Raw genomic sequence first — 20,468 nt, 5'->3', positions numbered from 1 at the left:
GCACCCGGCCAAAACAAAAAGGGCGGCATCGCTGCCGCCCTGTATTTTGCCCGAGGATAGCACGAATTGCAGGCAAGGTCCGCTCTGCCTGCCCCTCGCGCTTTGCCCTAGACTTCCGCTTTCTCGTTTTCCGGCGCTTCCGGCGGTTCCGCGGCAGCCTCGGCAAAGTCCAGCTTGATCTGGTCCTGCTCGTCGAGATCCACCACCACCCGGCCACCGGACACCAGCTTGCCGAACAGGAGTTCGTCAGCCAGCGCCTTGCGGATCAGGTCCTGGATCAGGCGCTGCATCGGCCGCGCGCCCATCAGCGGGTCGAAACCCTTCTTGGCAAGGAACTTGCGCAGGTGGTCGCTGAAGCTGGCTTCCACCTTCTTCTCGTGAAGCTGCTCCTCAAGCTGCATCAGGAACTTGTCGACCACGCGGAGGATGATTTCCTCGTCGAGCGAGCGGAAGCTGATGATGGCATCCAGCCGGTTACGGAACTCCGGCGTGAACATGCGCTTGATGTCGACCATCTCGTCGCCCTGCTCGCGCGAGGACGTGAAGCCGATGGTGGCGCGGTTCATGGTTTCCGCTCCCGCGTTGGTGGTCATGATGATGATCACGTTGCGGAAGTCGGCGCGGCGGCCATTGTTATCGGTCAGCGCGCCATGATCCATTACCTGCAGCAGGATATTGAAGATATCCGGATGCGCCTTCTCGATTTCGTCCAGCAGCAGCACGCAGTGCGGCTTCTTGGTGACGGCCTCGGTCAGCAGGCCGCCCTGGTCAAAGCCCACATATCCCGGCGGCGCGCCGATCAGCCGGCTCACCGCATGGCGTTCCATGTATTCGGACATGTCGAAGCGCAGCAGCTCGATGCCCATGATGAAGGCAAGCTGCTTGGCCACTTCGGTCTTGCCCACCCCGGTTGGGCCGGAGAACAGGAAGGAGCCGATCGGCTTGTCCGTCTTGCCAAGGCCTGCGCGCGACATCTTGATGGCCGAAGCCAGCGCCTCGATGGCCGGCTCCTGACCGAACACCACCGATTTCAGGTCGCGATCCAGGGTCTGCAGCTTGCTGCGGTCATCCTGGTTGACGCTCTGCGGCGGGATGCGCGCGATGCGCGAAACGATGTCCTCGATCTCGCCCTTGCCGATGGTCTTCTTCTGCTTGGACTTGGGCAGGATGCGCTGGGCCGCACCGGCCTCATCGATCACATCGATGGCCTTGTCCGGCAAGTGGCGGTCGGTGATGAAGCGCGCCGACAACTCAGCCGCCGCAGTCAGCGCCGCTGCCGCGTACTTGACGCCATGGTGCTCTTCGAAGCGCGACTTCAGGCCGCGCAGTATCTGCACGGTCTGGTCGACCGACGGCTCGACCACGTCGATCTTCTGGAAACGGCGCGACAGGGCCGCGTCCTTCTCGAAGATGCCTCGGTATTCGGTGAAGGTGGTCGCGCCGATGCACTTGAGCTGGCCCGACGACAGTGCCGGCTTGAGCAGGTTGCTGGCGTCCAGCGTTCCGCCCGAAGCGGCGCCCGCGCCGATCAGCGTGTGGATCTCGTCGATGAACAGGATCGCGTTCGGGTTGTCCTTGAGCGACTTCAGCACGCCCTTGAGGCGCTGCTCGAAGTCGCCGCGGTACTTGGTGCCGGCCAGCAGGGCGCCCATGTCGAGCGAGTACACGACCGCCTTCTCGAGGATGTCGGGCACTTCGTTCTTGGTGATGCGCCAAGCCAGGCCTTCGGCGATCGCGGTCTTGCCGACGCCCGCCTCGCCCACCAGCAGCGGGTTGTTCTTGCGCCGGCGGCACAGCACCTGGACCACCCGCTCGACCTCGCTCTCGCGGCCGATCAGCGGATCGATCTTGCCAGCCTTGGCCAGCGTGTTCAGGTTCTGGGTGAACTGCTCGAGCGGGCTCTCCTTGCCATCACCGCCTTCGCCCTCGGCCGTGCCGTCGCCATGCTTGGCGGGCTCGGCCTGGTCCTTGCGGATGCCATGGCTGATGAAATTGACCACATCCAGCCGGGTCACGCCCTGCTGCTGGAGGTAGTACACCGCGTGCGAGTCCTTCTCGCCAAAGATCGCCACCAGGACATTGGCCCCGGTCACTTCCTTCTTGCCGTTGGAAGTGGACTGGACATGCATGATGGCGCGCTGGATAACGCGCTGGAAGCCCAGCGTGGGCTGGGTATCCACCTCGTCGGTACCAGGCACCACGGGCGTGTTGTCCGCGATGAAGTTCTTCAAACTGGTGCGCAAATCCTCAATATTGGCTGCGCAGGCGCGCAAGACTTCCGCTGCCGTGGGGTTGTCAAGCAACGCCAGTAGCAGGTGCTCCACGGTTATAAACTCGTGGCGTGCCTGCCTGGCTTCAACAAACGCCATGTGCAGGCTGACTTCCAATTCTTGCGCAATCATGCTTCCTCCATCACGCACTGCAACGGATGACCCGCCTGCCGTGCGTGGGTTGACACCAGCTCGACCTTCGTTGCCGCGATATCCCTGGTATAGATGCCGCAGACCCCCTTACCCTCCCGGTGGACGGTCAACATGATCTGCGTTGCCGTCTCCCGGTCCCTGCTGAAATACTGCTGCAGGATCATCACGACGAACTCCATCGGGGTGAAGTCGTCATTCAGCAGCAACACCTTGTACATGGCGGGCGGTTTGAGCGCCTGCTCTTTCCGCTCCAGTACGGTGCCTGCTTCGCGTTGTGGGACATTTGCCAGCCGTGTAGCCATGGCTTTATTCTAACCCTTACGCACAACTCTGCAATTTGGGGAAAAGACACCGGATTCAAGAGGCCGATGCAGCGGCCATCCAGATTCCGTGGACGCCGAAGGCATCCGGGTTCACTCGTGGGTCACTTGGACGGGAGTGCGCACGCCTTCGCGGTGCGCCCTTTCCCTCCAAAATACCATCTACAGCCGTTCCTTTCCCGCCACACCCTACCGGGAGTGGGGAATCTGCCAACTTGACAGTGCGCAGGTTTGACAGAAGAATCGTTCGCACATTCACGTCTGGTTACGCGAGCCAAGCAATCATCCGGACTGAGTGATCCGTGAGCAGGGAGGCCCACGAATCCAGCGGCGGCGAGTCAGCACATCAAACTGGCCGCCACGCGGTGCCCGCACAGTCGTGCCTTTGCGCCCGACCCGGTTCCATCCGGGCAGCGCGCAAGAACACTAGCCGGGCGCCCACTGGCCGCGGCGCTTTCCCCCGCTCGTATCCTGCTTTTTTTGTTGGGGGAGTTTATGGCAAGCGGTATCGTCAAATGGTTCAATGACGCCAAGGGCTTTGGGTTCATCAAGCCGGACGACGGCGAAGAAGAACTGTTTGCGCACTTTTCGGCCATCCAGATGAATGGCTTCAAGACCCTGAAAGAGGGTCAGCGCGTATCCTTCGAAATCATCCAGGGCCCCAAGGGCAAACAAGCCACCAATATCCAGGATCACGCCTGAAGATTCGGTGCGCGGCCGCACCAGCCGGTAGAGCTTGAGGTGGCCACGACAGGATGCGGGGGATCATCCCCGGAACGGGATCGGCCTGCCCCGCCCCAAAGCACGCAGGTTGAACAGCAGCGCGTAACGCATCCGACAAAAAGCCCGGCCAGGTCAATGCCGGGCTTTTTGTTTGCTCACTGATCGCGCCTTTTAGCCTGCCACTTCGATTCCTCATCGATTTCCGGTTGTTTTTGTAGCTCTTTGGTGGTTTTTTGCACAATTTTGTGCCATTTCCGTACATTAAGATGGCTAAGCACTTACATCGAGATTGCCGACTATGGCGGCAGCGCTAGTCTGCCGTGGGGGTAGGTGACGGGCCGCCCAGGAATCCGCGAGTAGGAAGGTGCCGACGAAGAACACCACCCCTGCGCAATAAGAGGCAATGATGCGCCACCGCCCAGGAGCACGTAGAACAAGCGCTAGCAACACAAGCACCAGGCCAATCAGAGCCAGGAGACAAGCCAGAGCAAGTGCAGCGCCGGCAACCGCCACCAGAGGGCCGGTCGTCACCTGGTCGATGGTTGTTATCGGCGTAGCTACTGTGTAGGCGCCAAAGGCCACGCCCAGGAGCGCTAGGCCGATACTGATGCAGTCCACGGCGCGTGCAAGCCTGCCACTGGCCCGTTTCATCGGAGCCCCTCGTCAGCGACTCGCTGCGCTAGGGCGGTCCAACGCCGCGGGCTGTCTGGCATCACATGCGCATAGTAGAAATGCCCTTCCCCTTTGTCTGCAATCATTTGTTTGCCGAGCAGCGGTGCCGCCACAGCAAGCTCTGCCCATGGCATCCCGGCGTAAATCGGATCTCCATGTTCAGTCAGATTGATTACAGTGGTCTTGCGAATACCCTTGTGGCTACGCAGATCGGCGAGAAACCCTGCCTCGATAGGTGACCCCACCAATACGAGATAATCAATCACGTGCCCGGCACGAGCATATGACCATGCCGTCTGAGCCGCTAGCAGTGACCCATAGCTGTAACCTATCAGATTGAATTGGGGAGCCTCTGCCGCCATGCCGCTTGTGATTGTCCATTCCCCGTCATCGCGTGAGCGGATGGCCAGACCGGACCGAATGGCATCGAGCAACGTGCCCGCAAATGCATAGGCCGTGCCCTTGGGAAGATCGGCAGTCGCCGAGTTTGTAAAGCCTGCAAAACAGTGGGTAACCCCGGCCTTCCTGAATGCATCGAGTTGCGGCCGCACGTAGCCTCCATCAAGTCCGGCCCCACCCCAATACAGAGTCCCGCGAGGCCGCAGCAGATAGACCTTCACGGGCGCGCGCTTCTCAATCGGAGTCAATGGAATTTGTATCGTCTTGATTGGTTGCATCAGGCGTCCTCCCCAAAAATCTCCAGCGTCATGGTCGCTGCGGTATCGCTCGAAATGCGCTCGGTCATACCGCTGTCGTCCGTTCGCGCCTCAATCGATCCGCCATCGCCTGTGAGGCGGTAGCGCCGACGTGCCAGGGGCTGGCCGGATTCTTCGTCCAGGAGTTGCACCTGTTGGTCGTAACGGGGATTAGAGGCGAAGAAGGGTGCCGCCGTGAAATCCGATGTGCCTGCGATAGCTTCCTGCACGCTCGCCATTCCAGCACTCTCGGCTTCGTCGTCGCACCAAGTCTCGCCGGCGAGAGTGGCGATAATGCTCGGATGTGTCGGGCACTTGCAGAGCACGATATCGCCATCGGCCGCTGTCTCGCCCATGAAGCTAATACGGCTCGGTCCGCCGGCCTTTGCAATGATGCCGGTGCTCTTGCAGGCTTCGCAGTAGGCTTGCCCACCGATAAGCGCTACCTGGTGGCCGGCACCGTCACCAATAGTGAAAACTGGCCCGTCATACGGGAGGATGACGCCATCTGGTGAAAGCCTGTCGCCCACACACGCAACTCTGCGCATCATGGTTTGGCCTCCCAAGTTGCGGTCAACTGCTTCCCGTTGTGCATACGTTCTCCTATGGACTGATTGATAGGCGTTTGGCGCCCCTATTTATGCGCGATACAGCACTAAAATCAATCGGACATTTCTGCAAGTGCGGAGAGCATCTTCCTTATGTGTCCTATTCGGTCTTTTCTATGTCGACCTGGCAGCACCCTTGCCGGGTAGTACCTCCTGGTACGACGGGATGAAAAAAACCCCGGCGACCGTTGAGTCGCCGGGGTTTCGGTTCAGGCTGAGACGGCCCGAACTACGATTACATGTTGTCGATCATCACCTGCCCAAAGCCCGAGCACGACACCTGTGTCGCGCCTTCGAGCAAGCGGGCGAAGTCATAGGTGACCTTCTTCGACAGGATGGACTTCTCCATCGAGGAGATGATCAGGTCGGCGGCTTCGGTCCAGCCCATGTGGCGCAGCATCATTTCCGCGGAGAGGATTTCGGAACCCGGGTTCACATAGTCCTTGCCGGCGTACTTTGGTGCGGTGCCGTGGGTGGCTTCGAACATGGCCACGGAATCCGACAGGTTGGCGCCCGGGGCAATGCCGATGCCGCCAACCTGGGCAGCCAGCGCGTCGGAAATGTAGTCGCCGTTCAGGTTCAGCGTGGCGATCACCGAATATTCGGCCGGGCGCAGCAGGATCTGCTGCAGGAAGGCGTCGGCGATGGCGTCCTTGATGACGATTTCGCGGCCGGTCTTCGGGTTCTTGAACTTGCACCACGGGCCGCCGTCGATCAGCTCGGCGCCGAATTCCTGCTGTGCCAGCTCGTAGGCCCAGTCACGGAAGCCACCTTCGGTGAACTTCATGATGTTGCCCTTGTGCACGATGGTCACCGACGGCTTGTCATTGTCGATCGCGTACTGGATGGCCTTGCGCACCAGGCGCTTGGTGCCTTGCTTGGAGACCGGCTTGACGCCAATGCCCGAGGTATCCGGGAAACGGATCTTCTTCACGCCCATTTCGTTCTGCAGGAAGGCGATCAGTTTCTTGGCCTGGTCGCTTTCCGCTTCCCATTCGATCCCGGCGTAGATGTCTTCCGAGTTCTCGCGGAAGATCACCATGTCGATCTTTTGCGGCTCGCGCACCGGCGAGGGCACGCCCTTGAAGTACGCCACCGGGCGCAGGCAGACGTACAGGTCCAGCTGCTGGCGCAGCGCCACGTTGAGCGAGCGGATGCCGCCGCCAACCGGCGTGGTCAGCGGGCCCTTGATGGACACCACGTAGTCTTTGAGGACTTCCAGGGTTTCTTCAGGCAGCCACACGTCAGGGCCATACACCTTGGTCGACTTCTCGCCGGCGTAGATCTCCATCCAGGAGATCTTGCGCTTGCCACCGTAGGCCTTGGCCACGGCTGCATCGACCACCTTGATCATCACCGGGGTGATATCCAGGCCCGTACCGTCGCCTTCGATGAATGGAATGATCGGATTGTCCGGAACATTCAGCGAAAAATCCTGGTTGACCGTGATCTTTTCGCCGGCCGGAACCTTGATGTGTTGATACATGACGTCTCCAGTACGGAACGGGGGGTTGCAACGAGCCGCCGGATTCGTGACCAGACGGCGAGATTTGGGTGGCGCGCGGGCATTTTAACGGCGTTTGGCACGCAGGCGATGCCGCTGCGCACCACACGCGGACTGCCCGGCTATGCGTCACACGCATACAAGTCTTATATAAGACATAAGACCGTTTCGTATTATGCAGCAAAATTTCATGATCCGCCATCCTGGCCGGCCCCGCGCCGCCCGGCAAGGGCTACGGCATACTGACGCCATTCATGCGCCCACCCGCGCGCCAGACTCCAATACTCTCGATGACGCTGATCGCACTGAACAAACCCTTCGGCACCATGAGCCAGTTCTCCGCGCACCCGTCGCGCCCGACTCTCGCCGACTGCGTGCAGCGGCCCGGCGTGTATCCGGCGGGAAGGCTCGATGCCGACAGCGAAGGCCTGCTGCTGCTGACCGATGATGGCATCCTGCAGGCGCGCATCGCCGATCCGCACCACAAACTGCCCAAGACGTATCTGGCCCAGGTCGAAAACGTGCCCGGCGAAGCTGCCCTGGCGCACCTGCGCAATGGCGTCGACCTCGGAGACTTCCGCACGCTGCCGGCGCGAGCGCGCTGCATCGACGAGCCAGACTTTCTGTGGCCACGCCATCCGCCGGTGCGATTTCGCGCCGCCATCCCGACCCAATGGCTGGAACTTGAGATCCGCGAGGGCAAGAACCGCCAGGTGCGCCGCATGACCGCGGCAGTAGGATTTCCGACCTTGCGCCTGGTGCGCGTGCAAATTGGCATGCTCGACCTGCGTACGCTCGGACTCGCGCCAGGGCAATGGTGCGAGATCGACCCGAGCGCGCTCGGCCTGGAAGCCGTAGCCGTAACCGCGCCACGTCCCCGCGCGATCGTGCGCGGGGGCGGATCGGGGGCGGCAACCAGCCCGGCGGAGTGGCGCCACGCACGCCCTCGCGCAAAAAGTTACAAATATTAACAAGTCGCGGGTCAACGGCTCACTGCCTCGTTTCGTTTTTGACACTGACACGTCGCATACGAGTCAACTCTTCCGAATCGATTTACCTTCGAGGTAGTTAAGCATGAACAAACTGATCGCTGCTCTGGTTGCCGGCCTGTTCGCCACCGGCGTTTTCGCCCAAGCCGCCGCACCCGCACCGGCAGCCCCGGCTGCTGCAGCGCCTGCCGCCGAAGCACCGGCTGCAAAGCCCGCGACGAAGAGCACCAAGAAGTCCAAGAAGCACGCTCACAGCAAGACCAAGGCTGCTCCGGTTGCCAAGGCTGACGCTGCTGCAACGAAGTAAGAGTTTGCAGGCAGGCCGGGCTTTGCGCCCGGCAAGCAAGGCAGGTTGCCCGCAAGGCGCCTGCCTTTTTTCTTGCCCGCGACAGTCGGGCCCGCTGCAACGGCGCGGAATATTTGTCCGTGCCGCTCGCGCGGTAGCTGCGCTATGCTGGCGGCTGTCCCGAACCCGTCATTCGCCGCTCCAACTCATGCGCCCTTTGCTCAAGAATCTGCTCGTCAGTGGCTGCGCCCTCGCCGCCGTGGCCGCCGCCTGTGCCCAGTCCCCGGCCAGCCTGCCGGTCAGGCAACTCACCGCTGGCATGTACGCGATCAAGGCGGAAATCGCCGCCACGCCGGAAGCCCGCGAGCTCGGCCTGATGTACCGCAAGACCATGCCCGCCAACGAGGGCATGCTGTTCGTGTTCGAAGAGAAAGCCGGACACTGCTTCTGGATGAAGAATACCGACCTGCCCCTGTCGATTGCCTTCCTGGCCGATGACGGGTCCATCGTCAATATCGAAGACATGGCACCCCAGACCGAGGACAACCATTGCCCGCGCGCGGCCGTGCGCTACGCGCTGGAGATGAACAAGGGCTGGTTTGCGCAGAAGGGCCTGAAGGCCGGCGCGAAGATCGGCGGCCTGCCGCAGGCGCGCTAAAGAAAAAGCAGGCGCGTGGCAGCATGGCTGCCACGCCTGCCGGCGACAGGATCAGTCGCGGAAGTTGTTGAAGTCCAGCGGCGCTTCGGGGACGTCCTTGCGCAGCAGCGCGATCACGCTCTGGAGATCGTCGCGCTTGGTCCCCGTGACACGCACCGCGTCACCCTGGATGCTGGCCTGCACCTTGATCTTGCTGTCCTTGATCATCTTGACGATCTTCTTCGACAGGTCGCCGGTGACGCCCTTCTTGATGGTGATGACCTGCTTGACCTTGTCGCCGCCGATGCGCTCGGTCTTGCCGTAGTCGAGGAAGCGCACGTCGACATTGCGCTTGGCCATCTTGCTGATCAGCACGTCCTTGACCTGGCCGAGCTTGAAATCGTCATCGGCGAACGCGGTGAGCTCGTTCTCCTTGTGCTCGACCCGCGAATCCGAACCCTTGAAGTCAAAGCGGTTCGTGATTTCCTTGTTGGCCTGCTCGACCGAGTTCTTCACCTCGATCATGTTCGCTTCGCACACTACGTCAAACGACGGCATTGCATTCTCCTTGTCTTGCTGCGTGTTGCTTATTGCCTGTACCGGGCGCGCGCCGGCTGGCGGCGGCGCTTACGTATAATCCAGCCTACCCTGCAGTCCGGTGCCGTCGACCCCGGCGGGCCGCTTCACCTTTCCCTTGCATGGCAGATTTCCTCGAATTTTATCCCCTGCGCCGCCACAATACATTCGGATTCGACGTGCGCGCGCGCTTTGCTGCGCACGTGCGCAGCGAAGCCGACCTGCTGGCCGCACTGGCCGATCCCCGCGCGCACGGCCTGCCCCTGGTGGTGCTCGGCGGCGGCAGCAATGTGGTCCTTACGCAGGACCTTGACGCGCTGGTGCTGCTGATGGAGATTCCCGGCTACGCGGTGGCCTCCGCGGTTGCCGCCCACCTGGTGACGGCAGGTGCCGGCGAGAACTGGCATGCGCTGGTCTGCCGCACGATCGCCGACGGCCTTCCGGGCCTGGAAAACCTGGCCCTGATCCCCGGCACTGCAGGCGCGGCGCCGATCCAGAACATCGGCGCCTACGGCGTGGAGCTGCGCGAGCGCTTCGATAGCCTGCGCGCGTTCGACCGCCATAGCGGCGAATTCGTCCACCTGACGCTGGAGCAGTGCCAGTTCGCTTACCGGGACAGCCTGTTCAAGCGTGAGGGGCGGGACCGCTACATCATCACTGCCGTCACCCTGCGCCTGCCGCTGCCGTGGCAGCCAGTGCTGGGCTATGCGGAACTGGCGCGCGAGCTGGCGCAAGATCCTGCGGCGCAGCCCGCTGCAGACCGCATCCGCGATGCGGTGATCGCGATCCGCTCGCGCAAGCTACCCGATCCGGCCCAGGTCGGCAATGCCGGCAGCTTCTTCAAGAACCCGGTGGTGGGCGCCGAACAGCGCGACGCGCTGCTGGTCCGGTATCCCAACCTGGTCAGCCATGCGCAGCCTGACGGCAGCTACAAGCTGGCAGCCGGCTGGCTGATCGACCAGTGTGGATTCAAGGGGGTCAGCGACGGCCCGGTGGGCGTCTATGACAAGCAGGCGCTGGTGCTGGTGCACCACGGCGGCGGCACCGGGCAGGCGCTGCTGGCGCTGGCGCACCGCATCGCCGATGCGGTACAAGCCCGCTTCGGCGTGCGAATCGAACCCGAGCCGGTGGTGCTTTAAACCGTCCGGGCTGCCGTGCTCAACCGAAGTGGCAGACGTAGTCCAGCGTTTCGGTCACTTCGATATCAAAGCTGCTATCGCCGGGCACATTGAACTGCTGGCCAGCGCCATAGGTTTGCCACTGGTCTTCGCCAGCCAGCTTGACGCGGCACACGCCGCCATTGATTTCCATGATCTCCGGGGCGCCGGTGTTGAAGGTCAGCGCGGCGGGGAAGATCACGCCCAGCGTCTTGCGGGTGCCGTCCGGGAACAGCACGGTGTGGCTCACGCACTTGCCGTCGAAGTACAGGTTGGCTTTCTTGACGACGGATACGTTGTCGAACTGGCTCACGCTATTTCTCCTTGATGCTCTTGGTTCTGGATGACTGAATCGGGAATACCGGAGGGCAAGGCGGCGCAAAAAAGGGGCCATGACGGCCCCTCTTCTGTTGCATGCCTGCGGTCTGGCTTACTCGCCGCGCTGGCGGCGAGCGTTTTCGGCGATGCGCATGCGCAGCGCGTTCAGCTTGATGAAGCCGCCGGCATCGGCCTGGTTGTAGGCGCCGCCGTCATCGTCGAAGGTCGCGATGGTCTTGTCGAACAGCGTGTCCTTGGAGTCGCGGGCGACCACGATCACATTGCCCTTGTATAGCTTGACGCGGACCCAGCCATTGACCTTGGCCTGGGTGTGGTCGATCAGCACTTGCAGCGCGCGGCGCTCCGGGCTCCACCAGTAGCCGTTGTAGATCAGGCTGGCGTAGCGCGGCATCAGGTCGTCCTTCAGGTGAGCCACTTCGCGGTCGAGCGTGATCGACTCGATAGCGCGGTGGGCCTTCAGGATAATGGTGCCGCCGGGGGTTTCGTAGCAGCCACGGCTCTTCATGCCGACGTAGCGGTTTTCCACCAGGTCAAGGCGGCCGATGCCGTGCTTGCCGCCCAGGCGGTTCAGCTCGGTCAGCACTTCAGCCGGGGTCATGCGCTTGCCGTTCAGGCCAACGATGTCGCCGCCCTCGAACTCGACATCCAGGTACTCGGCCGCGTCCGGTGCGTTCTCCGGCGACACGGTCCAGCGCCACATGTCTTCCTCAGCCTCGGCCTTGGGGTCTTCCAGGTGGCGGCCTTCGAAGGAGATATGCAGCAGGTTGGCGTCCATCGAGTACGGGGCGCCGCCCTTCTTGTGCTTCATGTCGATTTCGATGCCGGCCTTTTCAGCGTAGGCCAGCAGCTTCTCGCGCGACAACAGGTCCCACTCGCGCCACGGGGCAATGACCTTCACGCCCGGCTCGAGGCCGTAGTAGCCCAGCTCGAAGCGAACCTGGTCGTTGCCCTTGCCGGTAGCGCCGTGCGACACGGCGTCGGCGCCAGTGCTGCGCAGGATCTCGATCTGGCGCTTGGCGATCAGCGGACGCGCGATCGAGGTGCCGAGCAGGTACTCGCCTTCATAGACGGCGTTGGCGCGGAACATCGGGAAGACGAAATCGCGCACGAACTCTTCGCGCAGGTCGTCGATGAAGATGTTTTCCGGCTTGATGCCGAACTTGAGCGCCTTCTGGCGTGCAGGTTCGAGTTCCTCGCCCTGGCCGATGTCGGCGGTAAAGGTGACCACCTCGCACTGATAGGTGTCTTGCAGCCACTTCAGGATCACCGAAGTGTCCAGCCCGCCGGAGTAGGCGAGCACGACTTTCTTGATATCGCTCATGTTCGACTCGATGCGAAAAGTAAGCGCGGCCGGCCACAAAGCCAGTCACGCGAGAAAAAGGGATGCGGAAAAACCGCTATTTTGACACGTCCGCCCCGGCTTGGGCGGCACTTGGCGAGCCGGGCGAGCATGCGGGCACCGGATTGGCGCACCACATGTGCGCCAATCGTGGCGCAGCCCCGCCAGCAGTCAGTAACGCCCGCAGAGCAGGTATTCCATCAGCGCCTTCTGCACATGCAGGCGATTCTCTGCCTCTTCCCAGACCACGCTCTTGGGACCGTCGATCACGGCGGCCTCGACTTCCTCGCCGCGGTGGGCAGGCAGGCAGTGCATGAACAGGGCATCGTCGCCAGCGCGATCCATCATGGCGGTAGTCACCATCCAGTTCTGGAAGGCGCGCTTGCGGGCGTCGTTCTCGGCCTCGTAGCCCATGCTGGTCCACACGTCTGTGGTGACCAGGTCGGCACCCTGGCAGGCGGTCAGCGGATCGTCGAACACCTTGACCAGATGAGCAGCCGTTGCCGGCACCATGGCCGGATCGAGCTGATAGCCGGGGGGCGCGGAGAAATGGAACGTGAAGCCAAGGCGCTCTGCCGCCTGGATCCAGGTGTAGGCCATATTGTTGGCGTCACCGATCCATGCGACGGTCTTGCCTCGGATGCTGCCACGCTGCTCGATGTACGTGAAGACATCGGCCAGCACCTGGCAGGGATGGTATTCGTTGGTCAGCCCGTTGATCACCGGCACGCGCGAATGCGCGGCGAAACGCTCGATGATTTCCTGGCCGAAGGTGCGGATCATGATGATGTCGACCATGCGCGAGATCACCTGCGCCGCATCCTCGATCGGCTCGCCGCGCCCCAGCTGGGAGTCGCGGGTGTTGAGGAAGACGGCATGGCCACCGAGCTGGTGGATGCCGGCCTCGAACGACAAGCGCGTACGAGTCGAGTTTTTCTCGAAGATCATGGACAGCGTGCGGTCGTGCAGCGGATGCCATGTCTCGTAGTTCTTGAACTTGGTCTTCAGAATCCGTGCGCGGTCCAGCAGGTACTCGTACTCGTCGGGAGTCAGGTCGCTGAACTGGAGGTAATGCTTGATCGAAGTTGGGCTCATAAAACAAAGAAGGCGGCTCGGTGGCGGCATGCCGCCATGAAGGGTTCATGACCTGGCCATGCCGCGGAGCCGCCTTTCGCGTCGCTTACGCAATTTAACTGTAAGAATCATAAGGGATTATTGTGGCTTTGGCGAGCATGCACGGCACCTCGCCCGGCACAGAGGCTTATGCGCGAGTCTTATATAAGATATAATACCGGCTGATTCACGCGGGGCCCGGCATACCCATGCCACCGCCCGCTGCCGGCATCAAAAGTGCCCCCGCCGACACCGGCGCCCCCGCCGCCACGGCCGGAATGAAACGAACTAATTGTTTCCTGGCCGCGTCAAACGGGCTTCCGTTTGGTCAGTCTGGCGGGTTTACCGTCGAGTCACCCGTCTTATCCCCGCAGTCCCATGAATCCCACAGTTCGCGAATACTTCATCCAAGGCATCACCAAGGAAGGCAAGACCTTCCGCCCAAGCGACTGGGCTGAACGACTGTGCGGCGTGATGGCGCAATTCCGCCCCGAAGGCGACACCGGCGACCCCCGCATTACTTACTCACCGTACGTGCGGCCAGTGATAGCCGGCGGATTGAAGAGCGTGGTGGTCGATGCGCGGCTGCGCGACATCGAGCCCAAAGCGCTCGACTTCGTGCTCAACTTCGCCCGCGACAACAACCTGCAACTGGTCGAAGCCTGCTCGCTGGAGTGAGCTCGCACTGAAGAAGCTGCGGCATGGCCGCAGCTAGCCGCACGCACCATCGGGACCAGCGCCAGCCCAAAGTACAAAGCAAAAAAAGCTCGTCAAATGACGAGCTTTTTTATCGGCTGGATACCCCGCAAGGAGAACCACCCTGCCGACTGACAACCTGACCGGAACCGTGACACGCCGCCGAAGCGGCGCGGCCAACGCAATGGCCGGCGAACAGCCGGAAGGCGCCTGGCTTGCGCCCGGCACCATTGCCTATATCAGGCAGCCATCGACTTGATAGCCGACGACAGGCGCGACTTGTGGCGTGCGGCCTTGTTCTTGTGCACGATCTTCTTGTCGGCGATAGCGTCGATGATCGATTGCGAGTTCTTGAAGATCTCGGCAGCAGCAGCCTTGTCGCCGGCTTCGATCGCTTTGCGAACAGCCTTCACTGCGGTACGCAGACGCGAACGCAGGCTGGAGTTGTGGGCGTTCTGGGCGACGGCCTGGCGCGCGCGCTTGCGAGCTTGTGCGGAATTTGCCATTTAAGTAGATTTCCTGAATTCAGATGCGTGCCCGACGGGAGGACGGAGCAAACCGCGGACACAATTAAGTGCACATCAAGCGACCCGGGATGCACTGGCACACGAATCCGGAACGCAACTAGCCTTGTGAATCGGCAATTATACACACAAGAAAAAGCGGCTGGCAAGCCGAGCCACACCTCATATCGAGCAGGGCGAAGCAAAGGCCGATATACGTGCATATCCGGGCGCCTGCGGGGCCAAACCGTATAATACGCGCCACACCGGCTTCGCCCTCGCGTGGCCTCGATGCAACTTTGGCGCGCGCCCGGCGTCTGAACCCGGTTCGCACCGGCGGTCCGACCCACGCTGCCGCCGCCACCCCTTGCCGCCGAACCATCTTGAACCTGCTCAAAGCGCTCGCCACCATCAGCAGCCTGACGATGCTGTCGCGCATCACAGGCCTCATCCGCGAGATCCTGATCGCGCGTGCCTTTGGCGCCTCGGACATGACCGACGCCTTCAACGTGGCGTTCCGCATCCCCAATCTGCTGCGCCGGATCTTCGGCGAGGGCGCGTTCTCGCAAGCCTTCGTGCCAATCCTGGGGGAATACCACAGCAAGCGTGGCGAAACCGATACCCGCGCGCTGATCGATGCCGTTGCCACGGTCATGACCTGGGTCCTGATGGGCGTCTCGCTGCTTGGCGTGATCGGCGCGCCGGTGGTCATGATGGTGGTCGCCACGGGCTTTCGCCAGCATGGTGGTGAAACCTATGACGCCGCGGTCTTCATGACACGCGTGATGTTTCCCTACATTGGGTTGATCTCACTGGTGGCGCTGGCCTCCGGCATCCTGAACACCTGGCGCCGCTTTGCCATGCCGGCCTTCACCCCAGTGCTGCTCAATATCTGCCTGATCATTGCCGCGCTATTTGTCGGCCCCCATATGGCGCAGCCGATCTACGCGCAGGCCTGGGGCGTGCTGGTGGGCGGCATCCTGCAACTGGCGGTACAGATTCCGGCGCTCCGGCGCCTGGGCGTGATGCCGCGACTGCGCTTCAACCTGCGCGCGGCCTGGGCGGAGCCCGGCGTACGCCGCGTCATGCGGCAGATGGCGCCGGCGCTGCTGGCGGTCTCGGTGGCCCAGATCAGCCTGATCATCAATACCAATATCGCCTCGCGCCTGGCCGCCGGCAGCGTGTCTTACCTGACCTATGCCGACCGCCTGATGGAATTCCCGACCGCACTGCTGGGCGTGGCGCTGGGCACCATCTTGCTGCCGAGCCTGTCGAAAGCCAGTGCCGAGGAAAACCGGGCCGAATACTCCGGCCTGCTGGATTGGGGCCTGCGCCTGACCTTCCTGCTGGCCGTGCCGTGCGCGGTGGGGCTGTTCGTGTTCGGCGCGCCGCTCACGGCGGTACTGTTCAACTATGGCAAGTTCGACGCCCATGCGGTGGAAATGACCCGCCAGGCGCTGGTCTCCTACGGCATCGGCCTGCTGGGACTGATCCTGATCAAGATCCTGGCGCCGGGCTTCTATGCCCGCCAGGACATCCGCACGCCGGTCAAGATCGCCCTGCTGGTGCTGGTGATCACGCAGTTGTCCAACTACGTCTTCGTGCCGCGCTTTGGCCATGCGGGCCTGGCGCTGTCGATCAGCTTCGGCGCCACCGTCAACGCGCTGCTGCTGTTCCTTGGCCTGCGCAAGCGCGGCTTTTACTCGCCGGCCAAGGGCTGGTGGTTGTTCCTGGCCCAGTTGCTGACCGCCGTAACGCTGCTGGCGGGCATGCTGTTGTGGTTCGCCCGCAACTTCGACTGGGTCGCCCTGGGTGCCACGCCATTGTTGCGTATCGCCCTGCTGGCCTCGTGCCTGGTACTTGCGGCAGTCGTCTACTTCGGTACACTGTGGCTCATGGGGCTGAGATACTCCGCTTTCAAGCGGAGAGCCGGCTAACAAGCCCCCGCCTGCCAGACCTGCCCTTTTCGCCAGTGCCAGACGGCACCGGCCAGGGGTCGCGGCAGCGCGCGGTGCAGGGTCAAGGCTACTGAGGTTGTGTCAGAATGAAACGAAGCGGTTCTGCCCAGGCGCGCGACCGCGGACGGTACCAACACCCTACCGTTCGGGAACGCATGCCACGCCGCCAGCATTCATCTGGAACAGCCGCCAGGCCGCATTCAGGAACGCCGCAATGACAACCACGAAAGTCCTGGAATACTTTGCCAGTCTCGTGGCAGACGAGAACGGTATCCCGCTGACAGAGACCGTGCTCTCGATCGCCCAGGATGCCTATCCGGACCTGGACCTGCAGGCCGAGCTCGCAGCGCTCGACATGCTCGCGGTACGCCTGAAACGCCGCGTCGCCGAAGGTACGCCGGCCATCCAGCGCATGCGTCTGCTCAATCATTTCTTCTACCGCGACCTGGGCTTCGGCGCCAACGCGAACGATTACTACGACCCCGACAACTCGTACCTGAACGTCGTGCTCAAGCAGCGGCGCGGCATCCCGATTTCGCTGGCGGTACTCTATATGGAACTGGGCCAGCACATCGGGCTGCCGCTCAAGGGCGTGTCCTTCCCTAACCACTTCCTGGTGCGGATGTCGATTCCGGCCGGCGAGGTGGTGGTGGACCCGCTCACCGGCGAGACCCTGTCAAAGGAACAGTTGCAGGAAATGCTCGATCCGCACCTGGAGCGCGAGGGCATCGCGGATCCCAACGAGGTGCCGCTGGGGCTGTTCCTGCAGGTGGCCAGCCACCGCGAGATCGTGGCGCGCATGCTGCGCAATCTCAAGTCGATTTATCTGCAGGAGTCGCGCTGGCAGCGCTTGCTGGCGGTGCAGAACCGCCTGGTGATCCTGCTGCCCGGCTCGATCGAGGAGGTCCGCGACCGCGGGCTGGCGTATGCCAACCTGGAGTGCTTCCGCCCGGCTCTGGCCGACCTGGAAGCCTATGTGATGGCGCGCCCGGATGCGGCCGACACCACGCAGATCCGCGACCGCATGCCGGCGCTGCGCATGATGAGCCGCAGCGTAAGCTGAAAGTAACCTGAAACTCAGGCGGGGGGCAGGCCGGGGCCTGCCCCCCGCTGGCTCAGGAAGGACGGCGCTTGCCGCCCCGCACGAGCTTCCACAGGCCACCCAGCACCAGCGGCACCACAGCCGCGCCGATGCCCGCCAGCACAATCAGGTTCAGGTATTGCTTGATGAACGGCAGGTTGCCGAAGAAGTAGCCGGCAAACACCAGGCCCAGCACCCAGGCCGCCGCGCCGATCACGTTGAACAGCTGGAACTTGGCGAAAGTCATCTGCGACACGCCGGCCACGAACGGCGCGAAGGTACGCACGATCGGCAGGAAACGGGCCATCACCAGCATCTTGCCGCCGTGGCGCTCGTAGAAATTGTGCGTCTTGCGCAGCGCCTGCTGGTCCAGGAAGCGCCAATGGCCGTCGAACACTTTCGGCCCGACCCAGCTGCCGACAAAGTAGTTGACCGTATTGCCGCCGATCGCCGCCACCAGCAGCAGGCCGACCAGCGCCCATTCATTCATGGCGTGCGTGGCGCAGAAGGCGCCGGCGATAAACAACAGGGAATCGCCCGGGAGAAAAGGCAGCACCACAAGCCCAGTCTCCGCGAACACGATGGCGAAGAGGATGGCGTAGACCCACGCACCGTAGTTCTGGATGACGGTGCCTAGGTATTTGTCGACGTGCAGCAGCATGTCGATGAACTGCAATGCGATATCCAATTCGATCCCCGTTCGATAATTTGCCGACATCATACAAGACCGGACGGGCGCCAAAGTCACCTTGCCCAGCCACTTTTCATCCATCGCGCGCCCATGGGCCAGGCGGCGCACCCACGTATAATTCCGCCCATGCCTGCCCAAGCCCCGCACCCCGCCCAGCCGCTCCGTCCCATCCGCCCCCTGCCCGACCAGCTGATCAGCCAGATCGCTGCCGGCGAGGTGGTGGAGCGCCCCGCCTCCGTGGTCAAGGAACTGCTGGAGAACGCGCTGGACGCCGGCGCCACCCAGCTCAACCTCCGCCTGGAGGAAGGTGGCGTGCGCCGCATCGTGATTGCCGACAACGGCTGCGGCATTCCCGCCGATGAGCTGCCGGTCGCGCTCAAGCGCCACGCCACCAGCAAGATCGCCTCGCTGGACGAGCTTGAAGCGGTGCTGACGCTTGGCTTTCGCGGCGAAGCACTGGCCTCGATCGCCTCGGTGTCCGAGCTGACCCTGACCAGCCGCACCGCCAGCGATACCCACGCGATGCAGGTGATCGCCGACACCGGCGTGGTACAGCCCGCATCCGGCGGCGTGGGCACCACCGTCGACGTGCAGCACCTTTACTTCAACACGCCAGCGCGCCGAAAGTTCCTGAAATCCGAACAAACCGAGTTTGGCCACTGCCTGGAGATGGTGCGGCGCGCGGCGCTGGCGCGCCCGGACGTGGCCATCTCGGTCCATCACAATGGCAAGCCGATGGAGCACTGGAACGCCGGCGATGTCGCCACGCGCACCGCCCAGGTGCTGGGCGCCGACTTCGCCAACGCCCGGCTGCCGCTGGATGAAGAGGCCGGCAGCTTGCACCTGTATGGCTTTGCCGGGCTGCCCACCGCCTCGCGCGGGCGCCCGGACCAGCAGTTCTTCTTCGTCAACGGCCGCTATGTGCGTGACAAGCTGCTGACCCATGCCGTGCGCAGTGCTTACCAGGACGTGCTGCACGGCGACCGCTTCCCCTCCTACGTGCTGTGCATGGACCTGCCGCCCGAGATGGTGGACGTGAACGTGCACCCGTCCAAGATCGAAGTGCGTTTCCGCGAATCGCGCTCGGTGCACCAGTTTGTCTACCACGCCGTGCAGCGTTGCCTGGCGCGGCAGGCCGGCGAGCAGGGCGACAGCCTGCATACGTCGGTCGACGCGGCCGATCCGGCGGCGGCCGAGCCAATTGGCGGCGCCGGCGGATTCCCGGGCGCGCGGAGCTTTGGCGGTGGCTCCAGTGGCTCCGGTGGCTTCGCCGGATCGGGCAGAAGCGGCGGCATGGGCGGCGGCGCCAGCCCGCGGCCATGGGTCGACTACACTGCCGCCGCACGGCAGACCGAGCTCGGCGTGGCCCAGCCCCGGCAGGCCTATCTCGGCATGGTGCGCGACGCGATCCAGCCGGGCGGCGGGTTTTCACGCGGCCCCGCCGCCTATGTCCCGCCGGCCGGCCCGGGCGCCACGCCCCCGGCCTGGCTGGCCGATGCGCAAGCCGCGCGCGAGAACGACCCGCCCGGCCTGCTGGACCAGCTGGCCCGCCAGGAACTTCCCGAAGACGAGGCCAGCCCGCTGGGCTATGCCATCGCGCAGTTGCACGGCATCTATGTGCTGGCGCAGAACGCGCGCGGCCTGGTGCTGGTGGATATGCACGCCGCCCACGAGCGCATCCTCTACGAGCAGATCAAGACCGCGCTCGAAGCGCGCGAGCTCGCGGTGCAGTCGCTGCTGATCCCGGTCACGCTCACAGCCAGCCCGGTGGAAATCGGCACGGCCGAGGAGCACCAGGAAACCCTCACCCTGCTCGGCTTCGACATCGCGCAGGTCTCGCCCACCACGCTGGCAATCCGCGCGATTCCCGCTCTGCTCAAGCAGGCCGACACCGAAGCCCTGGCGCGCGACGTGCTGCGCGACCTGCAAGCCTTCGGCGGCTCGCGCGTGCTGGTCGAGCGCCAGAACGAACTGCTGGCCACGCTGGCTTGCCACAGCGCGGTGCGCGCCAACCGCAAACTCACGCTGGAAGAAATGAACGCGCTGCTGCGCCAGATGGAGCAGACCGAGCGCGCCGACCAGTGCAACCACGGCCGGCCCACTTGGGTGCAGCTGACCGTGGCGGAACTCGATCGCCTGTTCCTTCGAGGGCAGTAAG

20 protein-coding genes are annotated in these 20,468 nt (G+C 63.1%); 9 read left to right on the top strand and 11 right to left on the bottom strand.

Annotated features, from left to right (window positions below):
• Nucleotides 1-107: 107 nt before the first annotated feature.
• Together clpA and clpS are read right to left on the bottom strand one after the other, a co-directional pair.
• On the bottom strand, nt 108-2,402 hold the full coding sequence (clpA, locus tag AC1DQR_RS12435) for an ATP-dependent Clp protease ATP-binding subunit ClpA (protein ID WP_043349328.1): 2,295 nt from the start codon (nt 2,400-2,402) through the stop codon (nt 108-110).
• Nucleotides 2,399-2,725: an ATP-dependent Clp protease adapter ClpS gene (gene clpS, locus AC1DQR_RS12430; RefSeq protein ID WP_006157525.1), complete on the bottom strand. Its 327-nt coding sequence runs from the start codon at nt 2,723-2,725 to the stop codon at nt 2,399-2,401. The genes clpA and clpS overlap by 4 nt, the downstream gene beginning before the upstream one ends.
• A 513-nt stretch (nt 2,726-3,238) precedes the next feature.
• Between clpS and AC1DQR_RS12425 the strand changes: the two genes are divergently transcribed.
• Nucleotides 3,239-3,445, top strand: a complete 207-nt coding sequence (locus tag AC1DQR_RS12425) for a cold-shock protein (RefSeq protein ID WP_006157526.1) — start codon at nt 3,239-3,241, stop codon at nt 3,443-3,445.
• Between the two features lie 668 nt (nt 3,446-4,113).
• Here the strand turns inward: AC1DQR_RS12425 and AC1DQR_RS12420 are convergent.
• The 3 genes from AC1DQR_RS12420 to icd all read right to left on the bottom strand — a co-directional run bounded on the left by AC1DQR_RS12420 (nt 4,114) and on the right by icd (nt 6,927).
• Complete coding sequence (locus AC1DQR_RS12420) at nt 4,114-4,815, bottom strand: hypothetical protein (protein ID WP_477133085.1); 702 nt, start codon at nt 4,813-4,815, stop codon at nt 4,114-4,116.
• On the bottom strand, nt 4,815-5,384 hold the full coding sequence (locus tag AC1DQR_RS12415) for a PAAR domain-containing protein (RefSeq protein WP_416049624.1): 570 nt from the start codon (nt 5,382-5,384) through the stop codon (nt 4,815-4,817). The genes AC1DQR_RS12420 and AC1DQR_RS12415 overlap by 1 nt, the downstream gene beginning before the upstream one ends.
• 292 nt (nt 5,385-5,676) lie before the next feature.
• Entirely contained in the window at nt 5,677-6,927 is a 1,251-nt protein-coding gene (gene icd, locus AC1DQR_RS12410) for an NADP-dependent isocitrate dehydrogenase (protein WP_043349336.1), read from the bottom strand.
• A gap of 308 nt (nt 6,928-7,235) precedes the next feature.
• Between icd and AC1DQR_RS12405 the strand changes: the two genes are divergently transcribed.
• The 3 genes from AC1DQR_RS12405 (at nt 7,236) to AC1DQR_RS12395 (ending at nt 8,878) form a co-directional block, all read left to right on the top strand.
• Nucleotides 7,236-7,916, top strand: a complete 681-nt coding sequence (locus AC1DQR_RS12405) for a pseudouridine synthase (protein ID WP_416049625.1) — start codon at nt 7,236-7,238, stop codon at nt 7,914-7,916.
• A 103-nt stretch (nt 7,917-8,019) separates the two neighbouring features.
• Nucleotides 8,020-8,241 carry a hypothetical protein gene (locus tag AC1DQR_RS12400; protein ID WP_416049626.1) on the top strand — a complete coding sequence of 74 codons (222 nt, stop codon included), beginning with the start codon at nt 8,020-8,022 and terminating at the stop codon, nt 8,239-8,241.
• Between the two features lie 187 nt (nt 8,242-8,428).
• Complete coding sequence (locus tag AC1DQR_RS12395) at nt 8,429-8,878, top strand: DUF192 domain-containing protein (RefSeq protein WP_416049627.1); 450 nt, start codon at nt 8,429-8,431, stop codon at nt 8,876-8,878.
• 51 nt (nt 8,879-8,929) lie between these two features.
• Here AC1DQR_RS12395 and AC1DQR_RS12390 read toward each other — a convergent pair whose 3' ends face one another.
• Nucleotides 8,930-9,415: a YajQ family cyclic di-GMP-binding protein gene (locus tag AC1DQR_RS12390; RefSeq protein WP_006157531.1), complete on the bottom strand. Its 486-nt coding sequence runs from the start codon at nt 9,413-9,415 to the stop codon at nt 8,930-8,932.
• Nucleotides 9,416-9,555: 140 nt separating this feature from the next.
• Here AC1DQR_RS12390 and murB point away from each other — a divergent pair, with 140 nt between their 5' ends.
• On the top strand, nt 9,556-10,572 hold the full coding sequence (murB, locus tag AC1DQR_RS12385; RefSeq protein ID WP_416049628.1) for a UDP-N-acetylmuramate dehydrogenase: 1,017 nt from the start codon (nt 9,556-9,558) through the stop codon (nt 10,570-10,572).
• A 19-nt stretch (nt 10,573-10,591) separates the two neighbouring features.
• On the opposite strand, the gene ppnP is transcribed toward murB, so the two are convergent.
• From ppnP to argF, 3 genes are all read right to left on the bottom strand, one after another.
• A complete protein-coding gene (gene ppnP / locus AC1DQR_RS12380) occupies nt 10,592-10,903 on the bottom strand; it encodes a pyrimidine/purine nucleoside phosphorylase (RefSeq protein WP_043349354.1) in 312 nt (103 codons plus the stop codon).
• Between the two features lie 117 nt (nt 10,904-11,020).
• Nucleotides 11,021-12,250 carry an argininosuccinate synthase gene (locus AC1DQR_RS12375; protein WP_035867543.1) on the bottom strand — a complete coding sequence of 410 codons (1,230 nt, stop codon included), beginning with the start codon at nt 12,248-12,250 and terminating at the stop codon, nt 11,021-11,023.
• Between the two features lie 189 nt (nt 12,251-12,439).
• A complete protein-coding gene (gene argF / locus AC1DQR_RS12370; protein WP_043349360.1) occupies nt 12,440-13,363 on the bottom strand; it encodes an ornithine carbamoyltransferase in 924 nt (307 codons plus the stop codon).
• Nucleotides 13,364-13,759: 396 nt separating this feature from the next.
• On the opposite strand from argF, the gene AC1DQR_RS12365 reads away from it, so the two are divergent.
• Complete coding sequence (locus AC1DQR_RS12365) at nt 13,760-14,059, top strand: DUF3579 domain-containing protein (RefSeq protein WP_043349364.1); 300 nt, start codon at nt 13,760-13,762, stop codon at nt 14,057-14,059.
• Nucleotides 14,060-14,316: 257 nt separating this feature from the next.
• Here AC1DQR_RS12365 and rpsT read toward each other — a convergent pair whose 3' ends face one another.
• A complete protein-coding gene (gene rpsT / locus AC1DQR_RS12360) occupies nt 14,317-14,583 on the bottom strand; it encodes a 30S ribosomal protein S20 (protein ID WP_006157537.1) in 267 nt (88 codons plus the stop codon).
• Nucleotides 14,584-14,963: 380 nt separating this feature from the next.
• Here rpsT and murJ point away from each other — a divergent pair, with 380 nt between their 5' ends.
• Nucleotides 14,964-16,517, top strand: a complete 1,554-nt coding sequence (gene murJ, locus AC1DQR_RS12355; RefSeq protein ID WP_174422924.1) for a murein biosynthesis integral membrane protein MurJ — start codon at nt 14,964-14,966, stop codon at nt 16,515-16,517.
• A gap of 235 nt (nt 16,518-16,752) precedes the next feature.
• Entirely contained in the window at nt 16,753-17,601 is an 849-nt protein-coding gene (locus AC1DQR_RS12350; protein WP_150985991.1) for a SirB1 family protein, read from the top strand.
• A 52-nt stretch (nt 17,602-17,653) separates the two neighbouring features.
• Here the strand turns inward: AC1DQR_RS12350 and AC1DQR_RS12345 are convergent, their stop codons facing one another.
• Entirely contained in the window at nt 17,654-18,280 is a 627-nt protein-coding gene (locus AC1DQR_RS12345; RefSeq protein ID WP_416050383.1) for a VTT domain-containing protein, read from the bottom strand.
• A 156-nt stretch (nt 18,281-18,436) separates the two neighbouring features.
• On the opposite strand from AC1DQR_RS12345, the gene mutL reads away from it, so the two are divergent.
• A complete protein-coding gene (mutL, locus tag AC1DQR_RS12340; RefSeq protein ID WP_416049629.1) occupies nt 18,437-20,467 on the top strand; it encodes a DNA mismatch repair endonuclease MutL in 2,031 nt (676 codons plus the stop codon).
• The last annotated feature ends 1 nt before the right edge of the window (nt 20,468 follow it).

It is taken from the genome of Cupriavidus sp. 05L411 (genome assembly GCF_056398045.1).
The sequence above is the reverse complement of the archived record's forward strand: the minus strand, read 5'-3'. Positions and strand labels throughout refer to the sequence as shown.